The sequence below is a fragment of the Planococcus antarcticus DSM 14505 genome (genome assembly GCF_001687565.2).
GTDB classification, from domain to species: Bacteria; Bacillota; Bacilli; order Bacillales_A; family Planococcaceae; genus Planococcus; species Planococcus antarcticus.
Genome location: NZ_CP016534.2, coordinates 1529391 through 1548703, shown reverse-complemented (window position 1 = coordinate 1548703; position 19313 = coordinate 1529391). Strand labels below are relative to the sequence as shown.

The window sequence follows — 19313 nt, the reverse complement described above, 5'->3', positions numbered from 1 at the left end:
TACCGGCGTGCGTATCTTCTGCTGAGCGGGCGTATCCGGCCGCCAGCGTGCGTATCTTCTGCTGAGCGGGCGTATCCGGCCACCGGCGTGCGTGACTTCTGCTGGGCGGGCGTATCCGGCCACCAACGTGCATAACTTCTGCTGAGCGAACGTATCCGGCCGCCAACGCGCGTATCTTCTGCTGGGCGGGCGTATCCGGCCACCAACGTGCATAACTTCTGCTGAGCGAACGTATCCGGCCGCCAACGTGCGTATCTTCTGCTGAGCGGGCGTATCTTCTGCTGGGCGAACGTATCCGGCCGCCAACGCGCGTATCTTCTGCTGGGCGAACGTATCCGGCCGCCAACGTGCATAACGCGCAGGAATCGTGCATAAGTGCACAAAATAAAAAGAAGCACAGGCTGCTTTATCTGTACTTCTCAGAAAATTTCTATTTAGACTCCACCAGAATCGTCACTGGGCCATCATTGACCAGCTGGACGTCCATCATGGCGCCGAAGATGCCGGTTTCAACAACTAGGCCATGACTTCGCAATGCCTCGTTAAAAGCCTGCCAAAGCGGTTCAGCTGTTTCTGGCCGGGCAGCTGAAATAAAGCTTGGCCGGCGACCTTTTTTGACGTCGCCATACAGCGTGAACTGAGAAATCGACAGAATCTCGCCGCCGTTATCGAGAATCGACCGGTTCATCTTGCCTTCTTCGTCTTCGAACAGGCGAAGCTGCGCAATCTTGCCGGCCAGATAATCGGCGTCTTTTTCTGTATCTTCATGGGTAATGCCGACGAGCAGCACATAACCAGAGTTGATGGAGCCGGTTATACCCCCACCGACCGTCACCGATGCTCGTTTGGATCGTTGCAGAACTACTCTCATGCTGCCTCCTTAATTCGTCACACGCAGAACCGAGTAAACATCCTGAATCGATTTGATCCGTTCGACGACACGGTTCAAGTGTGAGATGTGCGGAATCATGATTGACAGATTGATGGTCGCGATTTTGTCTTTATCCGCCCGTCCGCTCACTGCGGTAATGGTCGTCTTCGTTTCACTGACCATATGCATCACTTCATTGATTAGCCCAGTGCGGTCATAGGCCTGCACTTCAATATCGATTTGATACGACTTATTGTCTGACGATCCGGCGTTTTCCCATTCAACCGGAATCAGTCGGTCATTGTCTTCAGAGTGAATGTTGGGGCAGTCTGTGCGGTGGACTGAAACGCCGCGGCCTTTGGTAATAAAACCAATTATATCGTCGCCCGGTACCGGATTGCAGCATTTTGACAAACGGATCATCATGTTGTCAATTCCTCTGACGATAACACCTGAGTCGGTTTGCTTTTTCGGTACATTGGACTTCATTTCAACGGTGATTTTTTCAAGTGCTTCTTCCTGCTCGCGCTTTTTGCGCATTTTTTCAGCCAGACGGTTGACGACCTGCTGGGCCGTAATGCCGGTAAAGCCTACAGCCGCATACATATCATCTTCGCCTGCAAAATTGAATTTTTCACAAACGCGCTTAATATTTTCGTTGGTCATCACTTCTTTAATCGGGAATTCCTGTGATTTGATTTCTTTTTCGATCATGTCTCGGCCTTTTTGGACATGATCTTCGCGCAGCTGCTTTTTGAAAAATTGCTTGATTTTGTTTTTCGTCTGTGTTGACTTGGCGATTTTCAGCCAATCTCGGCTCGGACCAAATGACTGCTTAGACGTCAAAATTTCCACAATGTCACCCGTATGAAGCTCGGTATCGAGTGGCGCCATTTTGCCGTTTATTTTGGCGCCGATGGTTTTATTGCCAATTTCCGAATGGACGCGGTAAGCGAAATCGATTGGGCAGGACCCAGCCGGCATTTCGATGACGTCGCCTTTTGGTGAAAAGACGTAGACCATATCGGAAAACAGATCGTATTTCAGTGATTCCATGAACTCTTCCGCATTATCGGAGTCGTTCTGGAAATCCAGGATTTCACGGAACCACGACAGGCGTGAATCAACTGAACTTTTCGGTTTGTCGATGGTTTTGCCTTCTTTATAGGCCCAGTGCGCCGCCACCCCGTATTCGGCGATACGGTGCATTTCTTCCGTACGGATCTGCACTTCGAGCGGATCACCTTGAGGGCCAATCACGGTCGTATGCAGCGACTGGTACAAATTTTGTTTCGGCATGGCGATGTAATCCTTGAAACGGCCCGGCATCGGCTTCCATGTGGAATGGATGATGCCCAGTACCGCGTAGCAGTCCTTGATGCTTTCTACCGTAATGCGCACAGCCAATAAATCATAGATTTCGTTGAACTGCTTGTTTTGTATCGCCATTTTCCGGTAAATACTGTAAATGTGTTTTGGGCGGCCGAAAAGATCCGCCTTGATGTCAACTTCGTCGAGCTGTGTACGGATCTCACTCATGACATTATTCAAATATTCTTCCCGTTCGGTCCGTTTCTTTTTCATCAAATTGACGATCCGGTAATACTGCTGCGGATTCAAATAACGTAGCGCCGTATCTTCCAGTTCCCATTTAATGGTATTTATCCCAAGTCGGTGCGCAATCGGGGCAAAGATCTCCAGCGTTTCATTGGCTTTGATGCGCTGCTTTTCAACAGACTGGTATTTCAGCGTCCGGAGATTGTGTAGACGGTCAGCCAATTTGATCAGAATGACACGGATGTCCTGTGCCATCGCCACAAACATTTTGCGGTGATTTTCCGCCTGCTGCTCTTCTTTTGACAAATACTTGATCTTGCTCAATTTGGTCACGCCGTCGACCAGCATTGCAACTTCTTCATCGAAATCACGGACGATGTCTTCACGGCTAACTTCTGTATCTTCCACAACATCATGCAAAAAGCCCGCTGCCACAGTGGCCGGATCCATCTGCAACTCTGCGAGGATCCCGGCCACTTGCACCGGATGCACAATATACGGTTCTCCCGATTTCCGGAATTGTCCCATGTGGGCATCGTACGCTACCTGATACGCCTTCTTAATTGTTTTCACATGATCGGCATTCATATAAGACGCAACCATCTCGAATACATCTTCAGCTGTTCTCACTTGATCTTTCGCCATAATTGCCCACCTTGCTTTAAATTTTTCCAAAAGTATATCTTTCTATTATAAAAAACAAACTGGCTAAATGTAAAGCTTTGTTAATCCTTCTCCAGCACTTTAATAAATTCCCGGAGATAATCCGGCAGATCAGGTGGACGTTGGCTGGATACTAGATGGCCATCGACCACTACCGGTTTATCCAGCCACTCCGCGCCGGCGTTGACCATATCGTCTTTTATCCCCGGCGTACTGGTAACTTTCCGGCCTTTTAAAATATTGGCGGAAATAAGCACCCAGCCGGCGTGGCAAATTTGGCCGATGGGCTTTTTCTGGTCATCCATATAGCAGACCAGCTCCAAAACCTCGGGAAACCGGCGGATTTTGTCCGGCGCCCACCCTCCTGGAACAAGAATCGCATCGTATTCCTTGGCGAGCGCTTCTCCGTAGGATAAATCGGAAGTCGCCGGAACGCCATATTTGCCAATATAATCGACGCCTGCCTCTTCTCCTGCAAGCTCTACTTGGGCCCCTTCTTCACGCAATCTTAAAATCGGATACCACAATTCCAGATCCTCGAATTCATGATGAACAAAACTTAGCACTTTCTTTCCAGTCAATCTCATTTGATTGCCTCCTTTTTATACTATTATTCAAAGCAGATGGGAACTCCGCTTTCTGACACTCTCCAGATAGATCAGCTCACTGCCTTTCCCTACAGCGACAGCCTGTTCTGCAGAGCCGATACTGATAAGATTCTGCACCCGGACATTGCGGGCACTTTCTTCGCCGCCGGCAATCGATACGTCGGCTCCTGCCGTCGTAAAATCCCGGATGACCCCATTGGTCAAGGAAACGCAGCCGGCCCGGTACTGAATGGCTGCAGCTGGCTGCCTTTTGTAATCATAGTCCGGATCCCCGACAAACAGAAAACGGTTGATGGCGACGTTGCGGTAGCCTGACACGACCAAACAGCGCGGTGCTGAACCTTCATACAAAGGCGTTTCGATGGGTTCGATCGACACCAGACGCTGCGCGAGGATATTGAACGCAGACTGCGATTCCGGATCGTCTTTTTTGTGGTGGCCAATATGGCGGAAATTGAACGAACGGTTGTCGTGGACCGATAGATGACCCGAGATATGGACACCTGATGCTGCCGAGGAATTGGCATGGGCTTTGATTTCGACTCCCCCGAAACAACGAGTACTCGAATTATTGCTCAACCAGACATAACGAGACCCATCATCTACTTCAAAACCATTGGAATTGGAAAAGCCTAGATCATGCGCGCGTCCGCTTGGGTCGCTGAAATGCGAGTTGGATACGAAAATGTAATCGCTGTGATGCGTCGTCAGCCCGTCATCGCCAAAACCAGAGCCGCTGACACCGTCGAGCCAGACAAACCGGCTACCGCCTTTGCCACGTAGACCGTCCCCAGCATAATTATAAAGCGGCGACGTGATATCAAAGCAATGCAGACCCGGGTTTAGCGCTTCTACGTCCTTGACCCAACCATAGGTAACGCGTGCATAGGTCAGACAGCTGGAATAATTGCCGCCTGCGCTGGTGTTTTGGATATCGCCAAGGCGTTCGACATGCCAGTCCAAGGTCAACCCTTCCACCGAAACATTGCGGTTGCCGGACAGGTAATTACTATTGGTCAATAGACGGGCTTTCCGAGGCGCTTTCGCCTGCAGCTTTAAAACGGTCTGCCCTTTTCCCGCACCGATTAGACGGGTCCAGGAGGGCAGCCGCAGACCATCCACCATATAGATACCTGCCGGCACCTTGACTTCCACCACCCCTTTGCCAAACGCTTTATTAAAAGCTTCTGTACAGTCTGTTTTCCCGTCACCTACAGCGCCGTAATCCCGAACATTGACGCGGCGCTGGATGGTGGACTCGAGTTTGCGGTATTCAGCGTCCAGTCGCTCTTTCCACGCTGGATAAAGTTGCTGGCCGGTAACTCGTGTCTCAAAGCTGTGTTCATCTTCGGGCGAAAACTCTTCTGCAAACAAAGACCATAGTCTTTCGGTGAAGTTCATTTTCCGCTTGGCGTGTTTGCTGACGGCGAAATCTTTTTTAATGGCAGTGAAGAATTGTTCCGTCTCGCGGGTAATTTTTTCAAGAGGTGTGCGATCATTCAGCAATTGGTCAATCCATGCAGCATTCAATCGGGGGTTGTGCTCTTTTTCCAGCTTCATCTTCCAGTCACCTCCACTATATAGTCACTCTTGTGTCCATACCCTTGATGATAGAAAAAAATCCCTTCACCAAAAAAGGCGAAGAGATTCATTATTAATATTGCATTAAAGTTGTTACATCATAGCCATCCAAATTTTTGCGGCCATCCAAATACGTCAATTCGATTAAAAATGCGCAGCCGACGACAATTCCGCCCAACTGTTCAACCAAATTAATGGTCGCACCGATCGTACCGCCGGTCGCAAGCAGGTCATCGGTGATTAAGACACGTTGGCCCGGTTTGATGGCGTCTTTATGCATCGTTAAAACATCCGTTCCGTATTCAAGGCCATATTGGGCACGAATGACTTCGCGGGGCAATTTTCCTTCTTTGCGGACTGGGGCAAAGCCAAGTTCAAGGGCATAGGCAACCGGACATCCGATGATGAATCCGCGCGCCTCCGGTCCTACGATAATTTCAGCATTTACTGTTTTTGCGTAGGCTACAATCTGATCTGTTGCATACTTATAAGCAGTTCCGTCGTCCATCAGTGAAGTGATGTCCTTAAAACGGATTCCTGGTTTTGGCCAATCTTCAACAATAGTGATGTACTTCTTCAAATCCATATTTCTTCCTCCTTGGCAGACACTTTCGCATCGAACCACTCTTTTAAATCTTTATAAGATGCATACAAAAGCTTTTGCTCTAGGGCAATCTGCTGCTCGCGCTTCTTGTAAATCGGCGCTTCCGACAAATCCTGTTTGCTCGGCGATTGTGCAATCTCGGTAATGCCATTGTTAAGTGTAACAAAACCGAGTTCAAAAAACACCTGCAGCATGAAAAAGATTGATTCACGCCTCCAGCCTTTGTGTTTTGCCAGTTCGTCGCAATGTTTATTGAAATCGAAAGATCCACGTTTCTTGATGAAAGCGAACAACCATTTAAACTGTTCACGCGTCGGAATCTGCTCAAAATACTGCGAATCCTTGGCATGGAAATGGGCATAGATCCGCTTGGGCTTCAATTTCGCCAGCACGGCTGCTAATTGCTCTTCCGATTCCGGCAGGTCCAGCAGAACAAGATGATCTTTATTTCCTGGCACGTTATCCAACTGAGCAACTGTGCAGATCGACTGCGACAGGAATGACTGGAATAAAGCCGGTGTATCCTCGTTAAAAGCCAAGAAGACCTGGTTTTCTTGAGGAATCAGCTTCGACCAGCGCGACACTTGGCGAATGCCACGGATATCAAATAATTGCCATTGATCCGTACGGACATCCTCCACCATCAATTGCGGTTTTTTCCGACCGTTCCATTCATTGATCTGCAAATCTCCGATGACGTCGATTTTGACGTCCGGCGTCAACTCATCTCCGATTGGGCCGAGTCCGAAGCCAACAGCATCCAAAGATCCGACATGCTGCGTCAACTCCATTTTCAAGTGGTTTTGTGCTGCTCCGATTTTACGAATAGATGCCACTTTTACACCCTCAAGATAAAACTTTGGTTTGGCAAAACCCATACCAAAAGGCGCCAGCAACCGCATCGATTCGATGGCTGTGATATCAATTTCATCTAGACGGAGCGGGATGTCGATTTCAATGACCGGCAACAGGTCCTCTTCAGACAAGCTGGTTTCCGCTTGCTTATTGAGCCGTTCGCGTAAATCATCCACAACAGACGCCTCAAGCGTCATGCCGGCTGCCATTGGATGTCCGCCGAAATGAGGCAAAATGTCCCGGTTCTTGGCCAGCTCGTTATACAAATGAAATCCCTCAATGCTGCGGGCAGAGCCCTTCGCTTTGCCGGTTTCAGGGTTCAGCGACAGCACGATCGATGGACGATAAAATTTCTCTGTCAGTTTTGATGCGACGATGCCGACAACTCCAGGATTCCAGCCTTCCTGGGCCACCACAATCACGCGCGGCACACCGTTTGGATAGCGCTGCTCCACTTGCTGCATCGCTTCTTCTGAAATCTGCTTGACGATCGCTTGCCGCTCTTTATTTAAAACATCAAGTCCTGAAGCTAGTGAACGTGCTTCTGTTGGGTCTTCTGTTAAGAACATCTGGACAGCAGGATCGGCGTCTTGCAAACGGCCGATTGCATTAATACGTGGGCCAAACATAAAGCCGATGGTCTCTTCCGTAATGTCTTGCTGTTTGATACCTGCCACTTCGCATAATGCCGAGATTGCTGGACTCGGCGAATCGATTAGCGCAGCCAGACCTTCTTTAACAAACAGCCGGTTTTCGCCGTGGAGCGGGACGAGATCGGCAACAGTGCCGATCGCTGTCAGTTCAATCAAGTGATCCGGAATTTCTTCGTACAAAGCATGCGCCATTTTAAACGCTACACCCACTCCGGCAAGTTCACCGAAAGGATAATTCCCTTCTGGATGACGCGGATGAACAACCGCTAACGCATTTGGCAACTGATCACCGATATCGTGATGATCACTGATGATGACATCCATTCCTAAACTGTTGGCAAAATCGACTTGTTCCATGCCAGAAATGCCGTTATCAACAGTTACAATTAGTTTGGTTCCGTTATCGAATGCCTGCTGAAACAGTTCGCTATTCGGTCCGTATCCGTGCTTAAAGCGGTTCGGTATCATAAAGGACACATCGGCCCCTAAATCTTGCAATACAGTCATCATAACGGTGGTACTAGTGACACCGTATAGTGATAGGTAAGCTTTTGAAAGTCATCTCCAGCTTTTCCCCCACTTCACACCGTGCGTGAGATTTTCACCTCACACGGCGTTCCATCGAAAAATTTCAAAACTTTGTTCATCTACATAACTTAACAGAACTCACTTGTCGTTCGGATGTCTAATCGTCCAATTAGAGGTCGTTGTATTGGTCAGTACCACCTTGCAATCGCGGTACTTTATGATAACAATGAAGCGTCATCGGATTTAACAAATGCTCTGCATTTCTAAGATTGGACTTTTTAATATGTCTTACGATTTGTGAATTTGCCACAGACATCAACCCCTCTCTCAAGTGGTGATTCTTTTAGTCATAATCGAATCTGTGTCTGTTATGCATTTATAAGTCTTTGAAATTTCCGACTAGAGCCTGTCCCTCCACCACTTGTTATCATGGCTTCAAAGGTACTGCAGCTCCACTCTCACGAAAGGTAAATCAGTTTTAATAGGTGTTGCCCCTTTATATACCGAACTGTTTCATAGGTAGGTTAATACCTCCGCATCCTTCGCTTTCCACGTTCCGATTTCTTTATCCGTACATTTATCTTTAGGTTTCTCCTATGGTCCTGCATGCTTGAGCTTGCCTGTAACAAGCTATGGGTTTTCATAACGCCAGATTTTTACTCACCCACACATGCGATGGCATTGCCACCTGTCACATTTCTGTAACAACTACGTCTAGACCCGTACATTCAGAGATTCGTCAGTGCTTGTGCAGCACATTCTAACCATAGATACTTTATGGACTCCCGGCATATAGGACACACCATCCACCTCAGGACAGCTTTCGTATTAGGTACTTGCATAAGCTTTCTCTAATTTACGGTATCTCTCTGCCGACTTCACCGAGCTTCATACCTTCCTAAAATAACCTTAGAAGAGGCATGTCGGAGTATCAGAGTAGGCATTTCAAGGCGTTACCCCATCATTCCACCTATCAAGAAATCAGTTCTCCTGGGAATTCCCCTAGTGTCTAAGCTTTTTACTTAGAAACGTGTCGCACCCGCATCATAGTCGCCATAGACCACAATTTTTTCTTGCTTGTCGATAGCTTGGCGAATTCGCTCGACAGCCACATCCATATCTTTCATTAAATAAGGATCGTGTATGCCTTTGATATCCATTTCCATAAACGTACGAGCTGTTTCCGCAGTATCCAAACCACGTGTTACCAAAACTTTGGCTAATACAGATGAAATCTTTAATTCCTTCTGGATTTCTTCTACTGCCTGTTCATCCGGCGTCGTCAAATGCCATCTTTTTTTAGATTCAATCATCAGTATCACTTCCTCACCGATTCATTATACAGCAAAAAATCGCAGACAAAAACCTTTCGGCTGTTCTACCGAAAGGTTCATTTTTTCAGATTTCCTCTTTTGTTCGCTCTTCGCTGGTGACGATTTGAGCATCTGGCACCACACCGGCTTTCTGATACTCGCCGATTTCATTTTGCTGAGTTGCAATCAACGTTTCTTTGACTGCCATTTCTTTCTGTAAAGCTTTGATTTTACGCTGCATTTGGTAGTTGCGCATGATTGCTAGTACGCCGCTGAGTAAAAATCCGAGCAAAGCGGAAGCAAGGATAACCAGGATTAACGGCCATTCGGATTCACCGAATACGTAATTGACCGGCACTTCGTCAACATTAACAACGGCAAATACTGCAATAATTACTGCAAAGACAAGTCCAATTAAAAGTAGCCATTGTAATTTCATTGCGGATTCTCCTCTCAAAATAAAAAAATAGAACAAGGTCATTTTAACTATACCCTGTTCCATTTCAATTCTAAACTTATACGACAGGCTCGTCAGAACCCCATTTGTTTTCCTGTTCTTTTTTCTCGATGTCAATCGGGCCTTTCCTCTTCAGTTCGCCTTTTTTCAAGACCAGCCATACCTGGGCAGCGATAAAGATAGAAGAGTAAGTGCCGGCAATCAAACCGATCAATAAAGCGATAGAGAAGTTAGTGATCGATGGTGCGCCGAAGATCAATAGTGCAATGACCACCAGCAACACCGTCATCACTGTGTTAACAGAACGGCCGAGCGTTTGGCGAAGCGATATATTGACCACTTTTTCAAGCTGCTCTGTAGTGTCAATTTTCTTCATGCGCTTCATATTTTCACGAATTCGGTCAAATGTCACGATGGTGTCATTGATCGAATAACCAATAATGGTCAGTACAGCGGCGATAAAAGTAATATCTACTTCCAGCCGCAGCATGCTGAAAATGGCGACGATGAAGAATGCATCATGGACCAATGCAACAACTGAAGCCACACCCATTCGCCATTCAAAACGGAAAGCTACATAGATGATAATTCCAAGAGCGGCGATTGATAAGGCATACAACGCGTTTTTTGCCAATTCTTCACCTACCGTCGCAGACACTGTCGAAACGTTTGGTTCTGCACCAAACTCGTCGATAGTCACCGTTTTCAGGCTATTAATTTCTTCTTGACTAAATTCTTCATTAAAACGAGCTACTCCGATATTCGATTCGTCACCCGAGATGACAACATCATCTGTTTCAAAGCCTGCACCGTCAAGGAAGCTTTGTACTTCTTCTTTCGTCAAAGCTGCTTCTGAGGCAATTTCAACACGGGTACCACTCGAGAAGTCGATCCCTAAGTTCAAGCGGAATACGCCAAGAACGGCCATTCCTGTAACGATTAAAACAATCGAAGCCAAAAAGAATTTATTGCGGTTGCCCGCAAAATCAAAGCGGTCGAAGCGAGTCGTAAGATCTGTGATCTCCAAACCTTCTTCTTTTGTATGAATTGTTGATTTCTTTAATCCGAACAGTCCAGGTTTGTCGTCCAGTGCGCCACTATTGACCCATAGACCGAGTAACAGACGTGATCCCCAAACAGCTGTCAAGAAGCTGACCAGAATAGAGATAATCAGCAGTGTCGCAAATCCTTTTACTGAGCTTGTTCCGAAATAGAACAATACGATAGCTGCCAGCAATGTTGTGACGTTGGCGTCTATAATTGCCGAGAACGAAGAGCGTGCGCCCACTCGGAACGATTCTTTTATTGACTTGCCGACACGCATTTCTTCGCGAATCCGCTCATAAGTAATAATATTGGCATCTACTGCCATACCGACACCTAGCATAATTGCCGCGATTCCAGGCAATGTCAGAACGCCGCCGATCCATTGGAATACTAAAAGAATCAAGTAAACATAAGCCGATAAAGTTACGACCGCGACCATACCTGGTAAACGGTAATATACCAGCATGAATATAAGTACCAATGCAATACCCACCGCCGCTGCAACCATTGTTTGGTCGAGTGCTTGTTCACCAAATTGCGCACCGACAGAAGTCGAATAGATTTCTTCCAGGCTTACTGGCAATGCACCAGCATTCAAGATTCCGGCAAGATTCTGCGTTTCTTCCACAGTGAACGATCCAGAAATTTCAACAGACGGAGACGAAATACGCTGGCTGACACTTGGTGCCGAGACAAATTTCGGATCAGCCTTTAAGCGTTCTTCCGCAAATGAATCCACGCCTTCTTCAAAATCAAGCCAAATGACCAATACATTTTCAGGGACTGGCAATTGCGAAATAGTCTCTGTCACTTCTGCGAATTTCCCGGGATCATTTAATTCTAATGTAACAATTGGATTGCCGTTAGAATCGAATGTTCCAGTTGCGCCACCTTGCTTTAGATCATTTCCGGAAAGCAGCAGATTGTCCTCCGAATCACGGAATGTCAGATTTGCTTCGGTCGACAGCAATTCGCGCGCCGACGACTGATCTTCTACCCCTGCCAATTGAACACGGATGCGGTCTTCTCCTTCAATCTGGATGACCGGTTCGCTGACGCCGAGAACGTTAATTCGGTTCATCAACGCATCTGTCGTATCCGTTAACACATCTTCCGTAATTTCCTGGCCACCTTCAAGTGCTTCTACCTGATAAAGCACTTCAAAGCCGCCTTGCAAGTCTAATCCTAATTTAATGTCTTTTGCGATGGGTAAACTCGTAGTGCCAATGATTCCTATCAGTACAATGACCAGTAAGAAAAAGGCAACGATGCGACCTCTTGCTTTCATATGTAAATTTCCTCCTCGTAGTGTAAAACACAGCATTATCATTATGAAACAGCTGCTGAATACTGTCAAATTGGACTTGGTAAGTTGAAGAAAAATAGCTGTTTTTTTAGTTGACATGAGCTGAAGAAACCGCTTCAAGCGGACGCTTTCCTGCGGGCGAGCGCCAAGACTCCAAAGAGTGCCATGTAAACGATATGGAAAGAAATCCACTCGGGCTTCGTGCCTGAACTAGTTTGGCGCAAGTCCTTTGCAGTAAGTATACGCGACGTATTGTCACGCCAGGCTGCATCACTCACAGCCGGTAGACTAGAATGTAGAGTTGATTTGCCCCATATCTTCTATTTAGCTAGCAGAAAATGTATAGTTACTTCTTGCCTATCTAGTTTTTAGCACAGGAGCATTCAGTGGCTATGATACGGGCCTCTTTCCTGGCTCATAGCGTGAGCCAATGAGGGACCAGACATTCCTAGGACATCATTTGCGACGAGCTTGCGCAGGAGCAATCGTCTTTGCTCTACCCAAAGCGATTATAGAATTATGATTTTAATTGCTCTACTTAAATTATTTTTTCGGAGACGGCCGCAAGAGATGTTCGATATTCTCGAGTGTGCTGTCGGCGTTCCAGCGTGCTTTCTTTAACGCTTCTACTTGGTGGTAAGCTAGAAAATCGGAAGCGGTCATGTCCATAATGTCGTTGATCATTTCGTAAAGGTGCATCGTAGCTATATCTTTTTTCCGTCATTTTTTCTTGACACAAAATTCCCATAGATCCTCTTCTGTAAAGGTATCGTATTGAAAATGATGGAATTCGCTTTGTTTGCTTTGGAGCGCCGGCAAAACAAATTCGAATTGTTCTGGATAACTCGTCATGCGTGTACTCCTTTCCGCTACACTGTACCCATTGTACCTTGTAACTGAAAAATTTAGAATAAGGACATTATTTTTCATTAAAAAAACGCCTTCAAAATCGAAGGCGCGCTTTTACTTGGTTTAGATTGTCGCTTTTGCCGATTCCAATACACGTGCAATTGCCTGGCGTTCAAACTGCATACGAGTGCCATCAGCTACAGTGATGTAGATGGTTGCATCGTCAACTGCATCCACAAGGCCGTGCAATCCGCCGATTGTCACAATACGGTCGCCGCGTCTCAGTTCCGTCTGCATGTTCTTTGTTGCTTTTTGACGTTTTTGGGCAGGACGGATGATGAAAAACCACATTAGCAAGAACATTAATAGTAAAGGTGATAACGCAATTAAAGTTTCCATTATTCAATTTCCCCCTTTCACTTTCTCTATTCTCGTACAAACTCAGAAATTTTTAGCATTGGGTTTATTGAAACCGTAAGCTTCAAAAAATTCTTCGCGGAAATCTCCCAGGCGGTCTTCGCGAATCGCTTGTCGCACCTGTCCCATTAAGTTTAACAGAAATTGAAGGTTATGATAACTAGTAAGCCTAATTCCAAACGTTTCATCTGCGCGTATCAAGTGATGGACATAAGCACGCGAATAATTTGTGCATGTATAGCAGTCGCATTTGTCATCAATCGGACCGAAATCACGTTTGAAGGCAGCATTTTTGATATTCAATCGGCCGGTACTTGTCATTAACGTACCGTTGCGGGCAATGCGTGTCGGCAAGACACAATCGAACATATCAATGCCGCGAATTGCTCCGTCGATCAAGGAATCGGGTGAACCGACGCCCATCAAATAACGCGGTTTGTCGGCAGGCATCAGTGGCGTCGTGAATTCCAGCGCACGGTTCATGACGTCTTTTGGTTCGCCAACTGACAAACCGCCAATCGCGTAACCGGGGAAATCAAGCGACACAAGGTCCTGCGCACTTTGCTTTCGCAAGTCTTCAAACTCGCCGCCTTGGATAATGCCGAACAATCCTTGGTCCGCTTTGCGTTCGTGTGCTTCGAGGCAACGTTCCGCCCAGCGCGACGTGCGTTCCACACTCGATTTCATGTATTCATGTGTTGCAGGGAAAGGCGGGCATTCGTCAAAAGCCATCATGATATCAGAACCTAAGTCATTTTGGATGTGCATCGCTTTTTCCGGGCTCAAGAACAGTTTGTCGCCATTCATATGGTTGCGGAAATGGACGCCTTCTTCTTTGATGTTGCGGAATTCACTAAGTGAAAATACTTGAAATCCACCAGAATCCGTCAAAATCGGACGATCCCAGTTCATGAATTTATGAAGGCCGCCCGCTTCTTTAATCACGTCATTGCCGGGACGTAGCCATAAATGATAGGTATTGCTCAAGATAATACCAGCATTCATCGCTTTTAGTTCTTCAGGTGACATGGTCTTGACCGTCGCCTGTGTGCCGACGGGCATAAATGCCGGTGTTTCAAACGAACCGTGGGGTGTGTGGACGATGCCCAGGCGCGCACCGGTCTGCTTACAGGTCTTAATGTGCTCATACGTTACTGCTGGTGTCATTGGTGAGTCTCCTTTTTCTGTGGTTCAATGAACATCGCATCTCCAAAACTGAAAAAGCGGTAGCGTTCATCAACAGCTTGTTGATAGGCATTTAAAATATGATCGCGGTTTGACAACGCACTGACGAGCATGACCAAAGTCGATTTCGGCAAATGGAAATTGGTGATCAACCCATCGATGGCTTTGAATTTATAGCCCGGGAAAATGAAAATATCGGTCCAGCCGCTGTCTTCTTGCAGCTCGCCGTCAAATTTCTGGGCAACAGATTCCAAGGTGCGGGTCGACGTTGTCCCGACTGACACAATGCGGCCGCCCTGTTGTCTTGTTTGATTGATCAAATCGGCTGTTTCTTGGGTAATGCGGTAAAATTCCGAATGCATCTCATGGTCTTCAATCGAATCGACTGATACCGGACGGAATGTTCCCAGTCCGACGTGGAGCGTGATAAATGCAATATTAACACCTTTTTTACGGATTTCCTCCAATAGCTCATCGGTGAAATGAAGCCCAGCAGTCGGTGCCGCTGCACTTCCCCGCTCTTTAGCGAAAACGGTTTGATATCGATCTTGGTCTTCCAGCTTTTCGCGGATATAAGGCGGCAGGGGCATTTCACCCAATTGATCCAAAATCTCATAGAAAATGCCGTCGTAGATCATCTTGAAATGGCGTCCGCCGTGATCTAGGATGCCGGTGCATTCTGCACGCAACAAGCCTTCTCCAAAAGAAACGATTGTGCCAATTTTGACTTTCTTCGCCGGTTTGGCCAATGTCTCCCAAACACCGTCTTCAACTTGCTTTAGCAGCAACAATTCGATATTGGCGCCCGTGTCTTCTTTAACGCCCATTAAACGAGCAGGCAGCACGCGCGTATCGTTTAATACTAAAGTGTCGCCTTCGTGCAGATAATCCGTAATATCGCGGAAATGACGATGCGCGGTGTCTCCAGTCACTTTGTTCATGACCAATAGCCGGCTTGATGTACGATCAAGCAGTGGCGTTTGAGCAATCAATTCCTCAGGCAGTCTAAAATCATAATCTTGTATATTCAATGGTGTGTTTGATGTGTTTAATTTTGTCATTCAGGCATCTCCATTTTAAAGTGTTCGTAGGCAAGCTGCGTTACCGTGCGACCTCTTGGCGTGCGCTGGATAAAACCGATCTGCAGCAAATAAGGTTCATAGACGTCTTCAATCGTCGTCGACTCTTCCCCGATGCTTGCAGCGATCGTGTCCAGCCCAACCGGACCGCCTCGGAAACGTTCGATCATGCCCATCAATAGTTTATGGTCAATATGGTCAAGTCCAAGTGGATCGACTTGCAGCATCTCCAATGCCTGCTCTGCCATGTCCATTGTGATAGAGCCAGTTCCGCGCACTTGTGCATAATCACGAACGCGTTTCAGCAGACGATTGGCAATACGGGGGGTTCCACGAGAACGACGAGCAATTTCAACAGCGGCATTCGGATCGATGTCCGCTTCGAACAGTTTCGAACTGCGAACAACGATTTCCGTCAAAGCTTCTGTGTCGTAATAATCGAGCCGTGACAGGACGCCGAAACGGTCACGCAGCGGCGCAGATAGGGCGCCAGCACGCGTCGTTGCACCGATCAAAGTAAACGGCGGCAAATCAAGGCGGACAGATCGTGCTGTCGGTCCCTTGCCAACCACGATATCCAGACAGAAATCCTCCATTGCCGGATACAACACTTCTTCGATCGAGCGGTTCAAGCGGTGGATTTCATCAATGAACAACACATCACCAGGCTCTAATGACGACACGATGGCCGCCAAATCACCCGGGCGCTCGATGGCTGGCCCACTGGTCATTTTGACGTTGACTTCCATTTCATTGGCAATGACGGCAGCCAATGTCGTTTTCCCGAGTCCAGGAGGCCCATATAACAGCACATGGTCCAAACTTTCCTGGCGCATTTTTGCGGCTTGGATGAAAATCTGGAGATTATGCTTTACTTTTTGTTGGCCAATATACTGCGACAGCAATTGCGGACGCAGCGATTGCTCAAAGCGGTCATCAAACTCCGAAACCTCACCGTCTATGATGCGTTCTTCCATGCCATTCGCCTCCTTTCATCAATTTTGCTTAAGCAGCAGCTGCAAAGCTTTTTTCATAAATCCTTCTGTATCAAGATCCAGGTCTCGCAGTTGCGGTTTGACTTTGATGATTTCACGTTCTGAGTAACCCAATGCTCCAAGTGCCAGCATCGCTTCTTCCAGCTCTGACTGATCACTCGACAGCAGGGTATTGGTTTCTTCCGAACCGAAAGAATCGCCGAAAAACTCGGTCAGCTTGCCTTTCAAGTCTAAAATCATCTGGCGTGCCGTTTTCTTGCCGACTCCCGGGAATTTCACCAAATACGATTCATCTTCCCGCTCGATCGCTTCGATAACATGCTGCGGTTGTCCACTTGCTAAAATAGCTAATGCGCCTTTTGGACCGATGCCCGATACCGAAATTAGCTTGCGGAACAACTCCCGCTGCTCAAATGTAGGGAAACCGAACAGCAGCTGCGCATCTTCTCGGACATGGTGATGCAGGAATACCTGCAAATCCTCCGAACCGAATGAATACGGATTTGGCGCAAAAATTTGCCAGCCGATTCCTTGCTGTTCGATCACTAAATATTCCGGTGTTACGCGTGTAACCTTGCCTTTTATGTAATCGTACATGGACAGTCTCTCCTTTAATTCAACTTATTGATTATACCATATTTGGCTGCTTTAGACGAAATAAACCCGTTGTTGTGCGGCACATGATAAGATTAAGATAACGATCTGATAAGCGAGGGATCCACATGAAAAAACTACTCGGCGAACAGCGGCGCCAATTTCTGCTGGACAAAATAAAAACTTCTACACAGCCCTTAACCGGCAGCGAACTGGCTGCACTTGCGAATGTATCACGCCAAGTCATCGTCGGTGACATGACGCTGCTAAAAGCAAAAGGCGAGCCGATCATCGCCACGAGCCAAGGCTATTTGTTCCTAGCTGAGCGCATGACCGAACAAGCCAGCCGGCGCATTGCTTGCCGTCACCAGCCTGAAGACACCGAACGCGAATTAAAGCTGCTGGTGCAAGCTGGCGTTACCGTCAAAGACGTCTCGATTGAGCATCCCGTCTACGGGGAACTGACAGCCGGCATCCACGTCTCGAACGTCCAGGACGTCGAAGCCTTCATGAAGCGCGTCCGGGATACGGGAGCCAGCTACTTGTTGGAATTAACAGACGGCACGCATCTCCACACCATTACTGCTCCCGACAACACGACGCTTGAAAAAGCTGTCAACGTCATGCGGGACAATGGATTTTTATTGGAGGAAACTGAATAAGCTTTTGATCGAGTCCATGATTTCGCATTTTGTGGGATTGTGGGCTTTTTTATTGATTCAGGTGGATAGGTGTTGAGCTGAAGAGTTCGCTCCAGGCGGACGCTTTCCGGGGGGCACGGACTCTGCCGCTTCCTTCGTTTCACTCAGTCCAGTGGCTCCGTCTCGTGCTGATACCCCAGGAGTCGCCGCCTTCCGCTCTTTCTTTTAAAGGGCTTCGAACTACTTAAAGTTAATATAATGGAGAAAACCAATCGAGTTCTTAAAGAAGTAACATACCAATATACAGCTAGACTTAAAGAAACTAGCTTATACTCGCTGCTTCGGCCGCTTTGAGCATGGCTCACACCAGGAGCCATGCCCTTGGACGCGCTAGCGCTAAGATATTTAGTGAATTCGAAACGAGCCTATATTTTTTCGCCGCATTCATATAGGATATGGAACAAATCAGTGGAGACTCCCGCGGGATTTCGGCGCAAGCCCGCAGGAAAGCGGAACTGATTTGTGGAATATCAGCAGGCAAAGGTCATTAGCTCAACTTATATAACTAAATAATGATTTTTTGTCTACAAACATAAAAGCCCCGCAGCGTAATCGCTGCGGGGCTTCTTCATTTCTATTATTTATACGTATAATACGAACCAAGCGTTTTCACCGTGCAGCCCAGAGCCGCAAGTTCTTCAAACGCACCTCGCATCATGGCGTCTTTTTCATCTGCTAGCACATCGGCGATAAAAAAATAATCGCCGAGACCCGTCTTCAATGGACGCGACTCAATTTTGCTCAAGTTCAGCCGGCGCCATGCAAAAACGGACAGGATTTGGTGCAGAACACCCGAACGGTCATCGTCTGGCGGCGTGATCATCAACGTCGTTTTGATTTGATCGTCATGAGTCGGGTCTGTCAGCTTGTGATCGGATTTTGACAACACGAAAAAGCGTGTGTGGTTAAAATGAAAATCGTGGATATCGCGCTGCAGAATGTCCAGCCCGTATTTATGAGCAGAGAACTCATTGCCGATGGCCGCGATATTGCGCTCCGGCAATTCAGAGACCATTTTAGCCGCAGCAGCTGTTGAGCTGTATTGTTCTAAAGGTGTATTCTTATATGTATAAAAAAGGTATTTGTGGCATTGCGCCAATGCATGCGGATGCGAATAAATCGCTTCAAACGATTCCGCGTTGCGGTTATCAGGGTGTACCAACAAATGCTGTTCGATCGAAGATAACACTTCGGCCGTTACGTACAATTGCGCTTCGTGGAATAAATAATCCACTGTCAATGGAACAGATCCTTCCAACGCATTTTCCAGCGGCACGACAGCGTAGTCTACGCTGCCTTCTGCCACTGCTTCTATGCATTCAGGGATGGTTGTAAATGGCACCAAGGCACCTTCAGGGAAAACTTTTTTGGCCGCAAGGTGAGTAAATGACGCTTCCGGCCCTAAATATGAGATTCGTTTTTTATCAGCTTGTCCAGTCATTTACACATT

Annotated in this window: 16 protein-coding genes and 2 pseudogenes; 1 reads left to right on the top strand and 17 read right to left on the bottom strand. The window is 47.2% G+C overall.

The genetic code is table 11. The features are described from left to right. Positions 1-430: 430 nt before the first annotated feature. The 16 genes and pseudogenes from dtd to ruvA all read right to left on the bottom strand — a co-directional run bounded on the left by dtd (position 431) and on the right by ruvA (position 17165). A complete protein-coding gene (dtd, locus tag BBH88_RS07735; protein ID WP_065537014.1) occupies positions 431-871 on the bottom strand; it encodes a D-aminoacyl-tRNA deacylase in 441 nt (146 codons plus the stop codon). A gap of 9 nt (positions 872-880) precedes the next feature. Further along, positions 881-3073: a RelA/SpoT family protein gene (locus BBH88_RS07730; RefSeq protein WP_065537015.1), complete on the bottom strand. Its 2193-nt coding sequence runs from the start codon at positions 3071-3073 to the stop codon at positions 881-883. A gap of 80 nt (positions 3074-3153) precedes the next feature. After that, positions 3154-3678: a type 1 glutamine amidotransferase domain-containing protein gene (locus tag BBH88_RS07725; protein ID WP_065537016.1), complete on the bottom strand. Its 525-nt coding sequence runs from the start codon at positions 3676-3678 to the stop codon at positions 3154-3156. A gap of 27 nt (positions 3679-3705) precedes the next feature. After that, the gene (locus BBH88_RS07720; RefSeq protein WP_065537017.1) at positions 3706-5259 is read right to left on the bottom strand and encodes a glycosyl hydrolase family 28-related protein; all 1554 of its coding nucleotides are present in this window, start codon (positions 5257-5259) and stop codon (positions 3706-3708) included. Between the two features lie 94 nt (positions 5260-5353). Then, the gene (locus BBH88_RS07715) at positions 5354-5866 is read right to left on the bottom strand and encodes an adenine phosphoribosyltransferase (protein WP_065537018.1); all 513 of its coding nucleotides are present in this window, start codon (positions 5864-5866) and stop codon (positions 5354-5356) included. Beyond that, on the bottom strand, positions 5857-6528 hold the full coding sequence (locus tag BBH88_RS19795; protein WP_269148250.1) for a single-stranded-DNA-specific exonuclease C-terminal domain-containing protein: 672 nt from the start codon (positions 6526-6528) through the stop codon (positions 5857-5859). Before BBH88_RS19795 ends, BBH88_RS07715 begins: the two co-directional genes overlap by 10 nt. Then, a pseudogene (recJ, locus tag BBH88_RS07710) lies at positions 6526-7911 on the bottom strand (single-stranded-DNA-specific exonuclease RecJ); the annotation flags it as partial. The gene BBH88_RS19795 and the pseudogene recJ, both read right to left, overlap by 3 nt. 1031 nt (positions 7912-8942) lie before the next feature. Continuing rightward, entirely contained in the window at positions 8943-9233 is a 291-nt protein-coding gene (locus BBH88_RS07705) for a hypothetical protein (protein WP_006828750.1), read from the bottom strand. 85 nt (positions 9234-9318) lie between these two features. Continuing rightward, positions 9319-9672, bottom strand: a complete 354-nt coding sequence (locus tag BBH88_RS07700; protein WP_006828751.1) for a LapA family protein — start codon at positions 9670-9672, stop codon at positions 9319-9321. Positions 9673-9748: 76 nt separating this feature from the next. Then, on the bottom strand, positions 9749-12025 hold the full coding sequence (gene secDF, locus BBH88_RS07695) for a protein translocase subunit SecDF (RefSeq protein WP_065537020.1): 2277 nt from the start codon (positions 12023-12025) through the stop codon (positions 9749-9751). Positions 12026-12586: 561 nt separating this feature from the next. Next, positions 12587-12895: pseudogene (locus BBH88_RS07690) on the bottom strand (post-transcriptional regulator). A gap of 120 nt (positions 12896-13015) precedes the next feature. Beyond that, on the bottom strand, positions 13016-13291 hold the full coding sequence (yajC, locus tag BBH88_RS07685; RefSeq protein WP_006828754.1) for a preprotein translocase subunit YajC: 276 nt from the start codon (positions 13289-13291) through the stop codon (positions 13016-13018). Between the two features lie 42 nt (positions 13292-13333). Further along, entirely contained in the window at positions 13334-14476 is a 1143-nt protein-coding gene (gene tgt, locus BBH88_RS07680; protein ID WP_006828755.1) for a tRNA guanosine(34) transglycosylase Tgt, read from the bottom strand. Next, positions 14473-15525 carry a tRNA preQ1(34) S-adenosylmethionine ribosyltransferase-isomerase QueA gene (queA, locus tag BBH88_RS07675; protein ID WP_065537390.1) on the bottom strand — a complete coding sequence of 351 codons (1053 nt, stop codon included), beginning with the start codon at positions 15523-15525 and terminating at the stop codon, positions 14473-14475. Before queA ends, tgt begins: the two co-directional genes overlap by 4 nt. 26 nt (positions 15526-15551) lie before the next feature. Then, positions 15552-16550, bottom strand: coding sequence for a Holliday junction branch migration DNA helicase RuvB (gene ruvB, locus BBH88_RS07670; RefSeq protein WP_006828757.1), 999 nt, complete (start codon positions 16548-16550; stop codon positions 15552-15554). A gap of 18 nt (positions 16551-16568) precedes the next feature. Continuing rightward, complete coding sequence (gene ruvA, locus BBH88_RS07665) at positions 16569-17165, bottom strand: Holliday junction branch migration protein RuvA (protein WP_006828758.1); 597 nt, start codon at positions 17163-17165, stop codon at positions 16569-16571. A 125-nt stretch (positions 17166-17290) separates the two neighbouring features. On the opposite strand from ruvA, the gene BBH88_RS07660 reads away from it, so the two are divergent. After that, a complete protein-coding gene (locus BBH88_RS07660) occupies positions 17291-17824 on the top strand; it encodes a transcription repressor NadR (protein WP_006828759.1) in 534 nt (177 codons plus the stop codon). A gap of 616 nt (positions 17825-18440) precedes the next feature. Here the strand turns inward: BBH88_RS07660 and pheA are convergent. After that, positions 18441-19304: a prephenate dehydratase gene (gene pheA, locus BBH88_RS07655; RefSeq protein ID WP_006828760.1), complete on the bottom strand. Its 864-nt coding sequence runs from the start codon at positions 19302-19304 to the stop codon at positions 18441-18443. Between the last annotated feature and the right edge of the window lie 9 nt (positions 19305-19313).

What these genes read in the sequence shown, in the direction of transcription:
- BBH88_RS07725 (WP_065537016.1), bottom strand. Translation starts at nt 3,678, where the DNA reads ATGAGATTGACTGGAAAGAAAGTGCTAAGTTTTGTTCATCATGAATTC.
- ruvA (WP_006828758.1), bottom strand. Translation starts at nt 17,165, where the DNA reads ATGTACGATTACATAAAAGGCAAGGTTACACGCGTAACACCGGAATAT.
- ruvB (WP_006828757.1), bottom strand. Translation starts at nt 16,550, where the DNA reads ATGGAAGAACGCATCATAGACGGTGAGGTTTCGGAGTTTGATGACCGC.
- BBH88_RS19795 (WP_269148250.1), bottom strand. Translation starts at nt 6,528, where the DNA reads ATGGTGGAGGATGTCCGTACGGATCAATGGCAATTATTTGATATCCGT.
- BBH88_RS07715 (WP_065537018.1), bottom strand. Translation starts at nt 5,866, where the DNA reads ATGGATTTGAAGAAGTACATCACTATTGTTGAAGATTGGCCAAAACCA.
- yajC (WP_006828754.1), bottom strand. Translation starts at nt 13,291, where the DNA reads ATGGAAACTTTAATTGCGTTATCACCTTTACTATTAATGTTCTTGCTA.
- BBH88_RS07720 (WP_065537017.1), bottom strand. Translation starts at nt 5,259, where the DNA reads ATGAAGCTGGAAAAAGAGCACAACCCCCGATTGAATGCTGCATGGATT.
- secDF (WP_065537020.1), bottom strand. Translation starts at nt 12,025, where the DNA reads ATGAAAGCAAGAGGTCGCATCGTTGCCTTTTTCTTACTGGTCATTGTA.
- pheA (WP_006828760.1), bottom strand. Translation starts at nt 19,304, where the DNA reads ATGACTGGACAAGCTGATAAAAAACGAATCTCATATTTAGGGCCGGAA.
- BBH88_RS07700 (WP_006828751.1), bottom strand. Translation starts at nt 9,672, where the DNA reads ATGAAATTACAATGGCTACTTTTAATTGGACTTGTCTTTGCAGTAATT.
- dtd (WP_065537014.1), bottom strand. Translation starts at nt 871, where the DNA reads ATGAGAGTAGTTCTGCAACGATCCAAACGAGCATCGGTGACGGTCGGT.
- tgt (WP_006828755.1), bottom strand. Translation starts at nt 14,476, where the DNA reads ATGACACCAGCAGTAACGTATGAGCACATTAAGACCTGTAAGCAGACC.
- BBH88_RS07705 (WP_006828750.1), bottom strand. Translation starts at nt 9,233, where the DNA reads ATGATTGAATCTAAAAAAAGATGGCATTTGACGACGCCGGATGAACAG.
- BBH88_RS07730 (WP_065537015.1), bottom strand. Translation starts at nt 3,073, where the DNA reads ATGGCGAAAGATCAAGTGAGAACAGCTGAAGATGTATTCGAGATGGTT.
- BBH88_RS07660 (WP_006828759.1), top strand. Translation starts at nt 17,291, where the DNA reads ATGAAAAAACTACTCGGCGAACAGCGGCGCCAATTTCTGCTGGACAAA.